This is a genomic window from Aquibacillus albus, assembly GCF_016908325.1.
Lineage (GTDB): Bacteria > Bacillota > Bacilli > Bacillales > Amphibacillaceae > Aquibacillus_A > Aquibacillus_A albus.
Window position 1 is genome coordinate 1 of record NZ_JAFBDR010000003.1, and the last position, 15,433, is coordinate 15,433.

Below are 15,433 nucleotides of genomic sequence, written 5' to 3' on the forward strand. Positions count from 1 at the left end.
ACAAAAAGGCTTAGGATCAGCTCCAGTTCAATATAAAAACAAATTGGCAGCATGACCCCAAACCTTATGTGTCTACTTGACAGGGGTACGCTTACTGACCCCCTCAGCTAAGTAAGCGCGTGAAACGGTAAGACTTCCTGTCGCACGAAAAGAGACAAGGTTTCCCTTGTCCCTTTATTGCACCTTCTTCGCATAAGCGATATTTTTTCCTTTGTAATTGACCGCAATAATCCCAACTGCAACCATTGCAATTGCTACAAAAATAAATATATTCAAGTTTTCTCCTGGTATAAAGATGGAAGATAATACTGTACCTGCGACAGGAACGATAAACTTGTACATGCTTATCTCTCCTGCATGATTATATTTTAATAACGAATACCAAAGTGCAAATGCAATGGCTGAGAGTAATGCAGAGTAAACTAATAACCCCCAACCTAAGGGTGTGAATACGATAGCACCAGCACTCATCTGTGGAACACCAATAAGCAGCATCAATATGGCACCTAAACATAACTGCCAGCCAGTTACCGCGAATGGATGGATTCCTGCTGCAAGTTCTTTTGCCAAAATCATTGCGATTGCACTTGTGATCGCAGCCAGAATCATAAACCCTTCTCCGTCCCACCGAAAAATAAACTGGAGCTCTTGCCCCCAGTTCGCAACAACGATACCAGTAAACCCTGCAAGCATTCCAACTGTCTTTTTCCAATTCAATCGATCATTTTTATAATAATAATGAGCGAGAATCACAGTAAAAAATGTTTCACTAGAAGCCAAAATAGACCCTTGCATACCGGAAACTTTTGCTAACCCGTTATAAAAGAAAAAGTATTGTAGCGCCGTCTGGACAATACCGAGAACAAACAATACAAGCAACTGCCTGCGGGTAATCTTGATCTTTTTCGGATTGATCACTAATAAAAAAGCAAGCACCAATAGTCCAGCAAGCAAAAAACGCATTCCTGCAAAGACAATCTTGGCAATCACATCATCTGGAGCCATTTGCAACTCCTCATAACTCACTTTAAGTACTGGGAATGCACTTCCCCATAAAACTGAACAGAATACGGCAACTCCAATTACCGACCATTTATTAATAAATATGCCTTTCAATGCTGTCATCCCCCGAGTCTCTAAAAGTCTCTTGCTAGATAAAATAGGGACAAGGTGCCTGTCCCCTTGTCCCTATTTTGAACGTTGGATCGCCATGTTTTGGGTTGGCATTTTCACTTTATTATCATATATTTTTTGAGCTAGTATTTCTTTGGCTTGTTGAACGGCTGGTAAGTAATGATCATCGATTACCGTAGCTTTAATCGAAAAACGATAGCCTAGAGGACTTGCATCTAAAGATGAGAGCCCGTGCACTTGATATGCTTCCACAAATTCACCGGTTATCTTATCTTTTTTTAGATAATCTTCCTGAAGTTGATTTAATTCATCACAAACCTCCATCAGCATATCTTTTATTACAGATGGATTCTCCTCAAAGCTAACGATTACACTCTCAAATACTCTTCTTTTCTCAACATTTCCATTTTCAAGCTTTCTTACTTCTCCGTTTGGCACAATCATTAGCTTTCCATTTAACAATCGTATTTTCACAACACGAAACCCTAACTCTTCTACTGTACCACCATTAACCTCCCCATTAACATGAACGAAATCTCCTTTTTGAAATTGTTTTTCAAAAAGAAAGAAACCACCTGCTAAAATATCCTGGATAAGTTTTTGTGCACCAAAACCGATGACAATTCCAATAACGCCACCTGCTAATAGAAGCTCTTGTATATTCACAAAAGGCCTGATCGCGGCGATTATAATGATGAAAAAAGCGATATAATGAGATGTATTTCTAATCACAGATTCTATCGTTTGTTCTTTTTTATCACTAAGTATGTCCGTTCTTTTGAAAATTTGATGAAAGATGAAGCGTATAGCAAAAACAATGGCATAGGTTATGATAATAGTTATTGATAAAGAAATGCCATAGTCTTGGATTTTCCCCCAATCCACTTCTATCATGGAAGAAGCTTTCTCAAATAAGCTATTCAAATTGATTCCTCCCAATTCTCAACTTAACTATCTTACATCATACCAAATTTTAATAGATTAGATTACTGATAGAGCCTATATCGAATATAAACTATGAATGAGGCAACAATATATTATTTTGCTAAAAAAATAGTACCAGATACTGCTTGTGGACATTTGTCCATAGACAGTACCTGGTACCGAGCCACACCAAGAATACAGGTATGTATGCTTCCTAAACCTCAACCTGGGACAAGGAGCCTGTCCCTCCGTCCCTCATCCACTCATATTGGCGAAGTTGTAATTTGAACAGGGTCAGTGGATCGCGGAAGATTTCAGGATTTTTTCGCATATCGCTAAGAGATTCTTTATTTTCTTCAATCCTATTTTGGGTTTCTTCTAGGGTTTTATTTAGCACTTGATATGGATACGCGAAAAACATACTAATATCCCTTTCCAACGATCTTTCGAATAACTCAAATTGCTGCATGAATGTATCGGTAACCGATTTAGCTGTCTCACTGTAGTCTTTTCTTTCAATAAACTGCTTATATTTATTATGCAGCATTTCTTTATTTTTCGATATTGGACCAAACAGCTTTCCTGCGCTTTTTAGCAAAAACTGTGATGGAGTAAATTGTGTCAGGATATTAACTTTTCCCAGCTGTATGTTCCCCCTCGTCATCCGGTCGACATCCCGGCGCCAGTCATCGAGTACCTTAAAGTCACAGTTCAACGCTAACTTTTCATCCCCATACAAATGATTAAAACTCTCGCTCATTTCATCAAAGTATGTTTGGCTGTCCCTGAACTCTGCTTCACAACCAGCCATCCATCCTTGGATTGCTGCACGAAAATCAGGTAGGGCTGTTTCTTCCAAATAATCAGTCATTCGCTTATTCATTTCATCATTAATTTCGATATGAATTCTACCAAAATTAGAATCTTCGCTTACCATTTCAGAACAATTTCGAAGCAGTTCCGGTATTTTTGTCAGCAAATCCTCTCTCCATTCCTGTTTAATTTTGCTGTATGAATTTTGAATGACTTGAACTTTTTCCTCTTCCATATCACTCAACTGATGATGGGCACCCTGAAGTTTAGCGACAATCTCTTCGTTCCATTTTATTTTATTAAGGAAAGAGTTTTCCATTTCCACTCGCTTTTCAAACAGAAGCTTAATCGATTTCTTTATATAAGATAGGATTTTAGACGTACGCTCCCCTTCCAGACTGTGCTCTTTCATTATCGACCTAGCGATGGAAGACAACTCGTTTAACTGGCGTTCGCTCTCTTCATACGCGGATAAAGCAAAGACCTTTGCATCAGGAAAATAAGCATCGATCTTGGAGGTTGTTTGCTCTACTAGATCCATAGTTTCTTGACTGTTCGCTATCCGATCCATTTTGAATAAAAGAAAATGAACGGGTATCTCTGGTGCCTGCTCGCTTAGCTTAATAGCTTGATCAAGCTCCTTTTCGACAAGATATGAATCAGTATTCAAAACAAACAACAAGCAGTCAGCCAAACGCAGATATGGAGTGTTACTCTGCTCTGGAGGCCCAGGAATATCAAGCAGGGAAAGCCTGTTTTTATTCAAAAATGATATCGGCATGCTGCAATGAATAAGTGTCTGTTCATCTTTGGAAGACTGCCTAAAATCATCAAAATCGGATATACTTCTGACCTCTTCATCCGTAATGGCACGCATTTCTGCTTCATCAGCATCTTTAAACAGAACGGCAGCTGAATTAGAGTCTTCTAAAAGCATCTCATCCAGCATCGTGTTCATAATGGCCGTTTTTCCACTCGTTACAGAACCTGCAATGAACAGATGATAATGATTTAAATCCAGAAGCTCCCGAACAATCCATTTGAATCGTTCACCCAATGACAATCCTTCCCTTTCCGCCCAGTTAACAATCGATTCAAAAAGCCTAAAGCCATCTTCCAATCCATCTTGATAACGTGCAGACTGACTTAACATCGTTTCTGCCTCACTTAACACGGAATCCTCCATATCGGACGGAAAAATCTCGCCCCAAGCCAGGACAGCTGATGAAGAAACCAACGCATCTGAAGCTGTAGATATCTTCATCCAATTGCTTAAATGATTCGGTAATAACGGGGACAAGTCCCTTATTAAAAATTTTCCACTAATTAATTCAACGTATGTTTCTTTATATAGGACAGAAAGCTCCTTCCATACATGGGAGTCCCCCAACTCGATGTTCAGGAGAAGATGGTTAATCTCCTTCAACCATGGGAAATACAAATCATTGGGTTTGTAACTATGCCAAAGTGCTTTCGATAGACTTTCAAAGCGCGGCTGATCAAGGTGAAATAAAGTCATCAGCGCCTCACTAAAATAGTTCGGTGCCAAATGCGCAGTCTGTCCTCGATCTACATAAGCTTCCAAAATCTCAAACCATGATAATGACTCGGTTCGAATCGCTTCATTGACAGCAAGCTTAACGGCATTGTCCCAATCCTGATTATCTTCAAAGAAAGCTCTCGCCATGTCAGTCACATCTGGATAATCCGGGTTTAAATCAACCGCTTTCTTAATCGAATCAACTGCCATTTCTAGATTTCCACGCTGTATGTATAGTGAAAATAACTGCAGAAGCACTTCCGTTTTTAATACGTCTGATTCGGTTTCCACTGCTTTATAATAGTCCTCGGCAATGGCGAGCAAATCCAGTTCGTAATGAGCATCTGCGATATTTTTCTGAGCCCAGGGCTTGAACTCATTCGATATATGTTCCCATTTAAATATGGCCACTTCAAAATCTTTATTTTGAAAGTAAACCTCTCCCTGAGCGAAGCGAATATAAGATAAATCGGGCATTTCTTTCTGCTTTTCATCCAAATACATTTCACTCAATACCTTGATTGGATGTACATTTTCAATACCTTCCATAAACATTTCATAATAGGATTTCCTAATCAGTTGCTTCTCCAATGTCATCTTAATCCCCCGTAGTGAATAAAATTTAAAAATTCATATCGAGTTGTACAATTCGTCCTCTTTATCGTAACAAAAATACTTCACCAGCAATGTTTCATTTCTCTATCATTTTTAATACAGCTTTGTAATTTTGGGACAAAGGGTCAGGTTCCTTGTCCCAGTGAATAACCATGTAGGACAAAGGGTCAGGTCATTTGTCCCAGAGAATGGGACAAGGAACCTGTCCCCTTGTCCCAGTGAATAACCATGCATAATCCATGTTCTTCTAGATGAAAATAACCCCAAAACCATTGGAGTTAAGGGGCATATAATTATGAAGCTGCAATCTGTTTTTAAATTGTTATTTGTTAGTGTTCTCATTCTTGGCTGGATAGTTAATCCTAATAGCTCTCAAGCCCGTGTCCAAACGAATGATTTGCACCTGCCAATAGCGTATTCAAAAGAACGAGCAGAAAAAATTACCCATGTAATGATTCACTTTATCTCAAATGCTGCCAACAATCCGCAAGATCCTTACAATGTCAATGACGTTTATCGTATTTTTCTTGACTACGGAGTTTCTACTCATTACATGATTGGAAGAAATGGGGAAATATATAAAATGGTCAATGAAGACCGCGTTGCCTTTCATGCCGGAAAAGGAAGTTTACCGAGGTTCCCAGCGTATTCCAATAACATGAATGATTATTCTATTGGGATTGAATTATTAGCCATTGGAACGCGAGATGAGATGCTACCCGTGATACCTGCAAAATCATATGATTCGATTTCCCTTTCTGACATCGGGTTTACAGAAGCCCAGTATCGTTCCCTAAATAGATTATTGGATGATATTCTTGACCGTCACCCTTTCATTAAAAAGGATAGAAATTATATTGTAGGTCACGAAGAATACGCCCCAAACAGAAAAACAGATCCCGGGAAGTTGTTTACTTGGGCGAGTGTTGATTTTTCTCAAAAACATACCGTGACAAAAGGCGAAACCTTATGGGCAATTGCTAAAAAGTATGGGGTAACCATTCATGACATCGCAACATTCAATAACATGCATTCAAGTAGCTATTTACAAGTTGGGCAAACATTGAGAATACCCGCGATGTATACGGTGATGTCTAGAGATACATTGTGGGAAATTGCGCAAAAATATGGGATTAGCGTCGATACCCTGGTCAAATGGAACGGTTTGGAAAATACGTATCTTCAAGTCGGCAATCGATTAAGAGTACCTTCTGGAACAATACCTTATACGGTGAAGTCCGGTGACACTTTATGGAGAATTGCCCAAAATTATAACGTGAGTATCGATACGATTATCAAGGTGAACAACTTGAATCCGCGTGCTTATTTGAGGATTGGGCAAAAGTTATCGATTCCTCGATAATACTCGCTTTTCTCTGAAAAACGAATGGCCACCGTTCTAGTGGCCATTCTTTATTTATGAGAATAAAACCCCATTCAATTATGGAGCCTCACACATTCCGACATAAAATAACATCAAATGGTTACTTTAATAATAAAAAGGGACGGTGTTGCTAAAATGTTTATTAATAAAAAAGTAAGAAAAAGGAACCACGCATTTATGACTATTATTTCTATGGTTGTATCACTTTTCCAAACAATTTGGATTATCGCAACAATAAAACGAAATGGAAAATAAAGTTTGGTAACTAGGATGAAGTGTCTTTCCTCTCCTGATGAGTGCCGGAAAAGAAGCCGGCACTTAATTTTTTGTCTTTTCTCCTCCTTATGTCACTTTTCCAGTCAATATGAACAGCTAGTAACTTTCTACAACCAAATACTCTTTTTAAAAAGCACCTCGTTTTCTGAATAAGTTATTTTTGAAAAATAACTCTATTAAAGGACCCCTACAAACTGGTATAACATTATTTACTAGGTATTCCGTTTTCTATCTACTAATATTCGCTTGTCTTTGTTGAAAATTCACATTTTGATAATATGTATTTTTAACTAAAATGTTTGGACCTAAGCATTTAACTGCTGGACAATGGCAATTTAATTCTTTAGCTATTTTTGTCTCCATCCACCGCGAATAAGATTCCTGTAAAGGCGTATTTTGAATGTTGCCTAATGGAGGGACATCACCAAAGTCAGTAACTGTGACTTCACCTGTAAAAATATTAACATTCAGGCGAGAGCGTCCATCTGGATCGTTTCTTACGGTAACATTTTTATCATTGTAAAGACGTTGAAGTAATTCCAAATCTTCCTTAGAAGAATTACACGGATAAAAAGGCAAGGTTCCAAAAAGCATCCATATTTGTTCGCTGCGATGATCAAGTAGACGTCTAATAGCTAAACGAATGTCTTCTAGGTTAAGCGTTGCAAGGTTGGTAGCGAAATCCACAGGATACATCGGGTGAATCTCGTGACGAGTACAGCCCATTTCCATAATATGATCATGAATTTGCTCTAAATAAGGAAAAGTACGCTGATTTAACATCGTTTCTGCTGACACCATCACCCCTTCTCTTGAGAGTTGTTTAGCATTTTTAACCATCTGCTTAAAATAATCTTTTCTATGTTCTACTGTTGGTTTTCTCTCCATTTGAGCAAACCCTGTCTCTACAAACTCTTCTACCGTCCCCCAATTATGTGAAATATGTAGTACATCTAGATAAGGAACAATCGGTTTATACCTATCATATGGAAGGGTTATATTGGAATTAACTTGCGTTTTAATTCCTCGGTAATGAGCGTATTCAAGTAGAGGTAGGACATGGTTTCTTATTGACTTCTTGGACATCATAGGCTCCCCGCCCGTGATGCTTAGGGTCCGCAAATTCGGAATTTCATCCAGTCGTTTAAGAATGAGGTCCATTGGTAGAGACTCTGGATCTCGGTTTTGTAAGGTGTAACCGACAGCACAGTGATTACACCGCATGTTACAAAGTGTTGTCGTTGTAAATTCGATACTTGATAAGACCATCTTCCCGTTTTCTTCCACATCCATATACGCTTCCCATGGATCATTTGAGGAAAGGTCATGAAAAAATTCATTTTTTGTATCCATCTATGAAACTTCCTTTCGGTATGAATATATCGATCTAGTGTGAAAGAATAATATAACTTCAATACTAACATATGAAATTTCACATTATTCTATCACGGTTTTCACTAAACTTATTCCACAAAATGCCTGTTTGCGGAAAACCACTTGAACATACTTATTAAAAGATGTCTCCAACTTTATCATCCCCCACCAAAAAAGGTGATCCCATGACGGAATCACCTTATCTTTCATGTATAAATCTATTTAACTAGGTTCTATTAAACCATAACGTCCATCACGGCGTCGGTATACAACGTTTGTATTACCTGTTATGGCGTTCGTAAATACATAGAATGAATGACCCAGCAGATCCATTTGTAAAATGGCTTCCTCCGAATCCATTGGTTTTAAGTCAAATCGCTTCGTACGAACAATTTCTAACTCATCTTCGGCTTGTGCTTCCTTCACTGCAAGTGCTTCTCTTTCCATCTCAGCAAAAATATGCTTTGGAGAACCTTTGTGACGGAATTTGCGATTCACCTTCGTTTTATACTTTCGGATCTGACGCTCTAGCTTATCAACGACAAGGTCGATGGCAGCATATAAATCTAAATGTCGTTCCTCTCCTCGAAGTAATAAATCTGTCATCGGAATGGTTACCTCAATTTGCTGTTCGTCATTATAGACACTTATGTTTACGTTGACATCGGATGTTGGGGGCGTATCGAAATATCGTTCCAGTTTACCAATTTTCTTTTCCACATATTCCTTAATTGCATTGGTCACCTCAACATTTTCACCACGGATGTTGTAATTCATATAAAGTGTCCTCCTTTCATCCTTTGTATTTAATATTCTAGAATACCCTGTACAATTCCTGCTTAAACAAATATTTTTTTGATTTCTTCCGAGTTAATTTGACACATTTTTGTCAGAATTGACGGGATAAAAGGAATCGTTGAACCTTATTTACCTTTCTATACTTATTCCCTGCCAATGTATTAATTAAACATGTAAAAACCCTCTAACTATTTGTCTAGTTAGAGGGTTAACTTATTGTACGATATGAGCGGAAAGAAAATGATTTATTTTCGTTCTCCAATCTTCAAATGCTGGGATAACCTGATGATTTAATAATTCTTTTTTCTCTACATTGGTTGTTGTCGTATGCCAACCGAATAATAGATGAATAATGTTATTAAAATCTTCTGTCAAAGATTGAACGAATGCTTGATCTGAAAATATCTCTGTCATTTGTTGATGACAAGCATCCAATTGTTCAAACGCCTTTAATAAATCTTGATAAACATTCAGTACCTGAGGAGGAGTATCATCTGTTAGGTTCGCTTCAATGTACTCAAATCCCTCACTCATCGTTGGCAACAACTCAGCGTATTCCCTTAGCATTAGATGTTGTGTTTCTGTTAATTCCGGCAAATCATCACCCTATTTCTTTGAATCTAAAAACATTCCGTCAAAATTAGATAGATTTTGATATGGATTCTTATACTTTTGATTCGATTGTTTTTGTTTTTTTACTGTTTTTATTTCACTTTTAATCGTTTGAAACAACATGCCCATTTTCGATTGGATAACTCGATCCAACTGAACCACTTGTTGGCCAACTTCCTTTTCTTGGTCGGTATAAGGGGGTTCAATCCCTTTCAGCAAGTCACTACGTTTCCCAAGAAGCTTGTTGATTGAATCAATCGTTCCATCTCTGTTTTCTTTGATTTTTTCTCCGTCTAAAAGCTGATGGAGCTCCATTGTTGTTTCATAGACTTGTTCCATTCGATTCATTAAATTTGAGCTCCTTGCCCGTATTGCTGCTGACGATTCCGTTTCATAACTTCCTTCCATGTATCACGAAACTCCATCACCAGGTTATTCGCTTCCTCAAGTATTGATGGATCGTTTTGAACATTCGCCTCCAGTAATCTGCGGTTGATATAATCATAAAGAGGCATAACATCCTTGGCAATCGGCGCATCCTGATCCAGTGTCACCATTAGCTCCTGAATAATATGTTGAGCTTTCTGGATATTAGTGTTTTTCAGCTCGTAATCCTGCTGCTCCATCCCTTGCTTTGCTAGTTTAATAAATTTAAGACATCCGTTATAAAGCATTAATGTTAGTTCACCTGGTGACGCAGTAGTTACTGCATTATTTTTATAAGCTTGGTACTGTTGATAAGACATGAATTGTACACTCCCCTATTTTTTATCTATGATGGAAAGTTATTGTTCTGTTTGCTAATTATTATATCGGCACATACGACAAAAAATGTAGGGATTCGATTGATTTTCTATAAAATTACCAATCTAACAGTCTATTCCTTCCATTAAGCATTCTCTTTCACTGTCTCCCTGACCGGCTTTGTAGCCAATAAAGAACAAACAATGCCAATCACTGGAAAAATTAACGAGATTAACAATACCGGCGTATAGCTATGGAAAATATCAAAACCTATACCAAACGGAAGCGGACCAAATGCAGAGGACATAACCCCCATTGTTGCTGCTACCCCTGTAATACTTCCGATATATCTGCGACCAAAATAGTCAGGCCAAATCACGCTAAATGCAATCCGACCAAATCCATTAGACATTCCCCATAGGACACCAACTAGGATTGCCATGAAAACATTGGTCATCACGAGTAATAATAGAAGGATCGTACTTTCAAGAACAAAAACGAAAAGCATTAAATATTTTGTTTTTACTTTTTCCGTAATAAACCCAGATACAAGCGACATCGGGATACCAATCACCGCCATTAAGCTTAACACCATGGCTGCAACTTCAGGGGAAAGCTCATTGGTACCAAAAATGGATATAATGTGAAACGTAATACCAGTATTAATCATGGCAGGAATCCCAACACAGATTAAGATCATCCAAAACGCTCTTGTTTTTATGGCTTCATTTAATTGCCAATTCACTTCCGCCTCAGGCTTAAAGTCATCTTTCTTTTCATCTGAATCCTTCGTCTTCGTATCAACGTTACCATCAGGAACTAGTCCAACATCTTCTGGTCGATTTCGCACACCAAAAAAAGCAATGGGCACAAAAAGCACCAGTAGCATAATCCCCCAAAATCTCCAGGCAAACTGCCAATCCCATGTTTGAATCAACCACGTATTGATAATCGGGAATGTTGTTGCACTAGCGAACCCCCCTAACGACATGAAGCTAAATGCTCTTCCTCTCTTTTTAACAAACCATTGAGCAACCAACGTATTTGGAATTAGCATCATACTTCCTTGCCCTAATAAACGAATGAGAAAAATACCAACAACAAACATCCACATCGACGTGATAATACTGTTATAAAAACATGCTGCTGCCAATAAAGATCCTACCACAATCATCATCAAGCGCTGACCAAATCGATCGATAAACCGACCAACGAGCATCATTGTAAATCCAGCAATTAACGTAGCGATCGAATATAGCCCAGAAACTTCTGACCGTGACCAGCCAAAATCCCTTATGTATTCATCAACAAACGCAGAATTAGAATAGGTTTGCCCAGGTCCTGAGAAGAAGGCACCTAATGCTGCGATAAAAACAATCACCCAGCCATAGTAAACCCTTTCAAAAAAAGCTTTTTTCGTCATCATTACACCACCATCTCGTTGTCGCAAAACTTACTATTTTTTTGTTATTGTGGAACATATGTGGGAAAGAGCGGAAAAATTCAGAAGAAACAGAAGATTGCTATGTACTACTATATCACTTCTGCTACGATACACAAGAAGAATGATTGAAACCTTCGGCGGAAAAAAGGGAAGGAGCCTCTCTATGATGAGGGGCTCCCTTTGAATGTAATTACCGTAAATTTTAATACATTCCTCCACTAAATTGTTGCATTAAGTAATTGGATTGCTGATTCATCTGTTGGATTGCTTTTTCCATTTGTGTAAATTGTCGCCAGTAACGATCCTCGATTTGTACTAAACGGTCTTCAAAGGAGTCGATTCGACTATCTAAATTTCTCAATCGTTTTCCTAGTGTATATTGCTCCAATGTATGGGTACTCTTTCCAGCACGTTCTTCAATTCTACCGATTGTAGCTTCCAACGAGTCCTCTAGGCGGTTAACGATACCTCTACTTGCCCCTTCCTCATCATTGGAAAAAAGTTTGTATACAGATTCCGGGTCTTCACGGAGCGCTTGACGTAATTCATCTTCATTTACAATCAATTTGCCACTGTCTAGATAGTTTGATGAAGTTTCAATACCAATCTCAGCAAGATGGCTAAACTCACTAGAATTATCTACTTGCCCATACCAGTTTTGTCTCATATCAAACATCCCAGACGAAAGGATATTATCACTTCGAAGTAATCCACTTTTTGCTTTTTCTTCCCATAGTTCAATTTCATTTTCTGACATTTCATCTTTTTGTTCATCTGTCAATGGTTTGTAATCCCGAAAGCGTTCTTCTCTTAATTTTCCATTAACCTCTTCAATCAATTTGTTGTATTGATCAACAAAATCGACTATTTTTTCAACAGACGCATCTACATCGTTGTTAACCGAAATGGTCGCGTTCCCATCAGTCGTATCTTTAAACTGAAAGGTAACCCCATCAAGTGTATAGGAATTATTAAACGTTTCTACATCATAACCATCATTGTACGTAAACTTTGCATTCGTACCACCAGTTTCAACTTTTTCCCACTCGAATGTGCCATCGTCTTGTTCAACTTGTTCTCCATTTTTAATCTGTAAGGTTTCAGTTAAAAATGCAGAATTAGTTTGACCGTTAAAACCAATTTCTGCTCCTAAATATGTATCCGACTGATTAAAGTTACCAGTTTCTGTTCTTTCTATAATCACTTTATCCATTTCGTCATCATAAAAAGCACGAACCTTACCGTCAGATTCTGTTGAAATCATATCAAATACTTCATTAAGGGTATTATCACCAGTAAAATTAACGGTATGGACCGTTTCATTCCCATTTTTATCAAAGGTCGAAAATTCAAAGGAATGGTCTCCATCTGTAATATCACCATTAGCAAAATTCTGATCCTTTAACGCACCATTTAGATCGACTTTATTTTCAGAGTCAGCAGATATTGCCGTTTGGCTAAAATTAACTGCTTTTGAAGCAAGCTGTGTTACATTGATATCATACGTTCCATTCGATGATGAAGCGGTAGCTGTTGCTGTAACCGCATTTGACTGTGTCGAAGTTGTTGATTTTGAATTATATGTTTTTTGCAGCTTCATATCTAATATTTTCGAATCCAGGTCAAAAAATAGCTTGTTCATCTCACGATATGCATCACGTTGCCAAGTCATCCATGTTTTATCCTGCTGCATTTTATTTAATGGCATTCGTTCAGCAGTCATCAGTTCCTTGACCATAGATTCGGTATCAATTCCCGAAGCGAGACCTGAAATACGATTTGAGGTATTCACGCTATATGCCATATCACCACACCTTTCAATTACACCTTTTCATCCACGATAAATCCCATTAACTCCGCCATCGAAGCATAAACGTCTAATAGCTTTCTCGGTGGTATCTCTTTAATTACTTCTTCTGATTCGGGATCTACGACAGTTACATAATATTTCTCCAGCTTTTCATGAAATTCAAATTTCAAGTCTGTATATGTTGGTTCTAAAAATTTATTCAAGCTTTCTACTAATGTTTTAGCCTCTTCATGATTTAGTTCTTCCGAATAATTTCCTTGTAGATTCTCCTCACGTATTTTCATAACTTGGTTCTCAGTTATGGATCTATCTCTTGCAGATGTAGGAAACTCGATGTTTTCAGCTCTTTGCAGGAGTTGGGATCCAGAGATTATTTTCCCAACGTTCATGGCAAAAGCAACTCCTCAAAATATAGTTTCTTTTTATATCGGAAGGTTTGAGGGGAATTTAAAGGGGATTGTATCAATTTTTTTCACTCTGTGTAATCCTTTGCATTTGGAAATTATAAATGACATGTTCACATCGTAGTAAAATAATAGCTATTTATCTTGTTTTATTTTAAAATAAGAACATACATTCTTATTAAAGGAGGTGTTATTATAATGGGTTATTTTGAAAATTATCAACCAGTCATGATTTCAAAAATAATCGGAAAGTTACTCGGAGATGGATCTATAACAGTTCAACAAAGCAGAAAACCAAGATTTCAATTCAGCCACACTATTACTGATTTAGATTGGACAATTCATTGTTATAATGAACTCAAATATTATTTACCACTAAACAAACCTAAGTACAGAAGAATAACTGATTCAAGAATAAAACAAGGATACTCAGAATCATATATTGTACAGTCAAAAACACATAATGTTATTACACTATTAGAAAAAATATGGTACAAAAATAGAAATAAAGTTATACCTTTTGATTTATTAGATGTACACTTTAATACAGTCTCACTAGCATGGTGGTATCAGGATGATGGTTCACTAAAAATAGATAACGGTGTTCCAAGAAAAATTATCCTTTCAACGGATAGCTTTACTAAAACAGAAAATTTACAGTTAATAGATTTTTTACTGAACATGTATAAAATTAAATTTTCGATAGATAATCAAAATCGGTTAGTTTTGTATTCTGCTTCTGAAATATTTTATTTTTTATACCTAGTAAAGCCTTTTATACAGCCTTGCATGATTCGTAAAAAACTAAAAATAAAAGTTGCTGATACTAGTCCTAGCCAAATAGATAAAAAAAGAACTACAATTTACTTACCTTCAGAAATTCGTGTAATTAGTCCCACTAAAGAAATAAATCATAAATTAGAAAAACTTCAACATATTTGGGATTTATATAAACAAGATCTCTTCTATCCAAAAGTCTATTTCAAATTAATTGACAATCATAATGAGAATGTAAATATTCATGTTTCTCCCTATCAAATTATAATTACTAAATCCAACTTTCAATTACTTTATTTACTAAAAAAATATACAGGATTAACTTATAGTGAACTTACTTTATTATGCTTTATTCTTTAAACAGCTTTCCATAATTCAAAAAAAGATCACCTGAAAATTCAGATGATCTTTTTTTATAATAATTTTATTGAAGTAACTGAAGTACTCCTTGTGGTTGTTGATTGGCTTGCTTTGCCGCTATGTCTTTCGATCATAGAATAGACTATATCTTCACCCACAACCATTGCATTTGTGGGGCTAGGCACTTCGAATGGCTTTTGCCACCCTACGAGATTCATAGTCATAGTTTTCACCTTAGACCGTGTTCTCTAGTCGTTGAACCTTCTCCAGCATTTCTGCACAGGAGCTTGGCTGCTGATTATCCATGTATCTCTTTCCTTTTTGAACCATCACGCTTGCTGTTTTCCAACTACGTTGTGGTGGATAGAGTTTTAGGAAGTTCCAGCAATTCACCTAGTTATGCTCTTATCCATTACTAGATAAG

At 37.2% G+C, this 15,433-nt stretch carries 14 protein-coding genes; 2 read left to right on the plus strand and 12 right to left on the minus strand.

Going from position 1 to position 15,433, the window contains the following annotated elements:
- Positions 1-174: 174 nt before the first annotated feature.
- From JOC48_RS03440 to JOC48_RS03450, 3 genes are all read right to left on the minus strand, one after another.
- A complete protein-coding gene (locus tag JOC48_RS03440) occupies positions 175-1,125 on the minus strand; it encodes a DMT family transporter (protein ID WP_239584171.1) in 951 nt (316 codons plus the stop codon).
- A 63-nt stretch (positions 1,126-1,188) separates the two neighbouring features.
- Complete coding sequence (locus JOC48_RS03445; RefSeq protein WP_204497668.1) at positions 1,189-2,058, minus strand: mechanosensitive ion channel family protein; 870 nt, start codon at positions 2,056-2,058, stop codon at positions 1,189-1,191.
- Positions 2,059-2,272: 214 nt separating this feature from the next.
- Positions 2,273-5,008 carry a GTPase domain-containing protein gene (locus JOC48_RS03450; protein WP_204497669.1) on the minus strand — a complete coding sequence of 912 codons (2,736 nt, stop codon included), beginning with the start codon at positions 5,006-5,008 and terminating at the stop codon, positions 2,273-2,275.
- A gap of 313 nt (positions 5,009-5,321) precedes the next feature.
- Between JOC48_RS03450 and JOC48_RS03455 the strand changes: the two genes are divergently transcribed.
- Positions 5,322-6,389 (plus strand): LysM peptidoglycan-binding domain-containing protein, encoded by a 1,068-nt coding sequence (locus JOC48_RS03455; RefSeq protein ID WP_204497670.1) that lies wholly within the window; start codon positions 5,322-5,324, stop codon positions 6,387-6,389.
- 525 nt (positions 6,390-6,914) lie between these two features.
- On the opposite strand, the gene yfkAB is transcribed toward JOC48_RS03455, so the two are convergent.
- From yfkAB to flaG, 8 genes are all read right to left on the minus strand, one after another.
- The gene (gene yfkAB / locus JOC48_RS03460) at positions 6,915-8,039 is read right to left on the minus strand and encodes a radical SAM/CxCxxxxC motif protein YfkAB (RefSeq protein ID WP_204497671.1); all 1,125 of its coding nucleotides are present in this window, start codon (positions 8,037-8,039) and stop codon (positions 6,915-6,917) included.
- 243 nt (positions 8,040-8,282) lie between these two features.
- The gene (gene hpf / locus JOC48_RS03465) at positions 8,283-8,837 is read right to left on the minus strand and encodes a ribosome hibernation-promoting factor, HPF/YfiA family (protein ID WP_204497672.1); all 555 of its coding nucleotides are present in this window, start codon (positions 8,835-8,837) and stop codon (positions 8,283-8,285) included.
- A gap of 234 nt (positions 8,838-9,071) precedes the next feature.
- Entirely contained in the window at positions 9,072-9,455 is a 384-nt protein-coding gene (locus tag JOC48_RS03470) for a DUF8042 domain-containing protein (protein ID WP_204497673.1), read from the minus strand.
- Between the two features lie 9 nt (positions 9,456-9,464).
- Positions 9,465-9,818 (minus strand): flagellar protein FliT, encoded by a 354-nt coding sequence (gene fliT, locus JOC48_RS03475; protein WP_204497674.1) that lies wholly within the window; start codon positions 9,816-9,818, stop codon positions 9,465-9,467.
- On the minus strand, positions 9,818-10,216 hold the full coding sequence (gene fliS / locus JOC48_RS03480; RefSeq protein WP_204497675.1) for a flagellar export chaperone FliS: 399 nt from the start codon (positions 10,214-10,216) through the stop codon (positions 9,818-9,820). Before fliS ends, fliT begins: the two co-directional genes overlap by 1 nt.
- Before the next feature lie 143 nt (positions 10,217-10,359).
- Positions 10,360-11,637, minus strand: coding sequence for an MFS transporter (locus tag JOC48_RS03485; RefSeq protein WP_420829205.1), 1,278 nt, complete (start codon positions 11,635-11,637; stop codon positions 10,360-10,362).
- Between the two features lie 223 nt (positions 11,638-11,860).
- Complete coding sequence (locus tag JOC48_RS03490; RefSeq protein WP_204497676.1) at positions 11,861-13,462, minus strand: flagellar hook-associated protein 2; 1,602 nt, start codon at positions 13,460-13,462, stop codon at positions 11,861-11,863.
- 17 nt (positions 13,463-13,479) lie between these two features.
- Positions 13,480-13,857: a flagellar protein FlaG gene (flaG, locus tag JOC48_RS03495; protein WP_204497677.1), complete on the minus strand. Its 378-nt coding sequence runs from the start codon at positions 13,855-13,857 to the stop codon at positions 13,480-13,482.
- 213 nt (positions 13,858-14,070) lie between these two features.
- Between flaG and JOC48_RS03500 the strand changes: the two genes are divergently transcribed.
- Positions 14,071-15,009, plus strand: coding sequence for an endonuclease (locus JOC48_RS03500; RefSeq protein ID WP_204497678.1), 939 nt, complete (start codon positions 14,071-14,073; stop codon positions 15,007-15,009).
- 234 nt (positions 15,010-15,243) lie between these two features.
- Here JOC48_RS03500 and JOC48_RS03505 read toward each other — a convergent pair whose 3' ends face one another.
- Entirely contained in the window at positions 15,244-15,402 is a 159-nt protein-coding gene (locus JOC48_RS03505; RefSeq protein ID WP_204497679.1) for a hypothetical protein, read from the minus strand.
- Between the last annotated feature and the right edge of the window lie 31 nt (positions 15,403-15,433).

What these genes read in the sequence shown, in the direction of transcription:
- hpf (WP_204497672.1), bottom strand. Translation starts at nt 8,837, where the DNA reads ATGAATTACAACATCCGTGGTGAAAATGTTGAGGTGACCAATGCAATT.
- JOC48_RS03450 (WP_204497669.1), bottom strand. Translation starts at nt 5,008, where the DNA reads ATGACATTGGAGAAGCAACTGATTAGGAAATCCTATTATGAAATGTTT.
- JOC48_RS03440 (WP_239584171.1), bottom strand. Translation starts at nt 1,125, where the DNA reads ATGACAGCATTGAAAGGCATATTTATTAATAAATGGTCGGTAATTGGA.
- yfkAB (WP_204497671.1), bottom strand. Translation starts at nt 8,039, where the DNA reads ATGGATACAAAAAATGAATTTTTTCATGACCTTTCCTCAAATGATCCA.
- fliS (WP_204497675.1), bottom strand. Translation starts at nt 10,216, where the DNA reads ATGTCTTATCAACAGTACCAAGCTTATAAAAATAATGCAGTAACTACT.
- flaG (WP_204497677.1), bottom strand. Translation starts at nt 13,857, where the DNA reads ATGAACGTTGGGAAAATAATCTCTGGATCCCAACTCCTGCAAAGAGCT.
- JOC48_RS03490 (WP_204497676.1), bottom strand. Translation starts at nt 13,462, where the DNA reads ATGGCATATAGCGTGAATACCTCAAATCGTATTTCAGGTCTCGCTTCG.
- JOC48_RS03455 (WP_204497670.1), top strand. Translation starts at nt 5,322, where the DNA reads ATGAAGCTGCAATCTGTTTTTAAATTGTTATTTGTTAGTGTTCTCATT.
- JOC48_RS03500 (WP_204497678.1), top strand. Translation starts at nt 14,071, where the DNA reads ATGGGTTATTTTGAAAATTATCAACCAGTCATGATTTCAAAAATAATC.
- JOC48_RS03485 (WP_420829205.1), bottom strand. Translation starts at nt 11,637, where the DNA reads ATGACGAAAAAAGCTTTTTTTGAAAGGGTTTACTATGGCTGGGTGATT.
- fliT (WP_204497674.1), bottom strand. Translation starts at nt 9,818, where the DNA reads ATGAATCGAATGGAACAAGTCTATGAAACAACAATGGAGCTCCATCAG.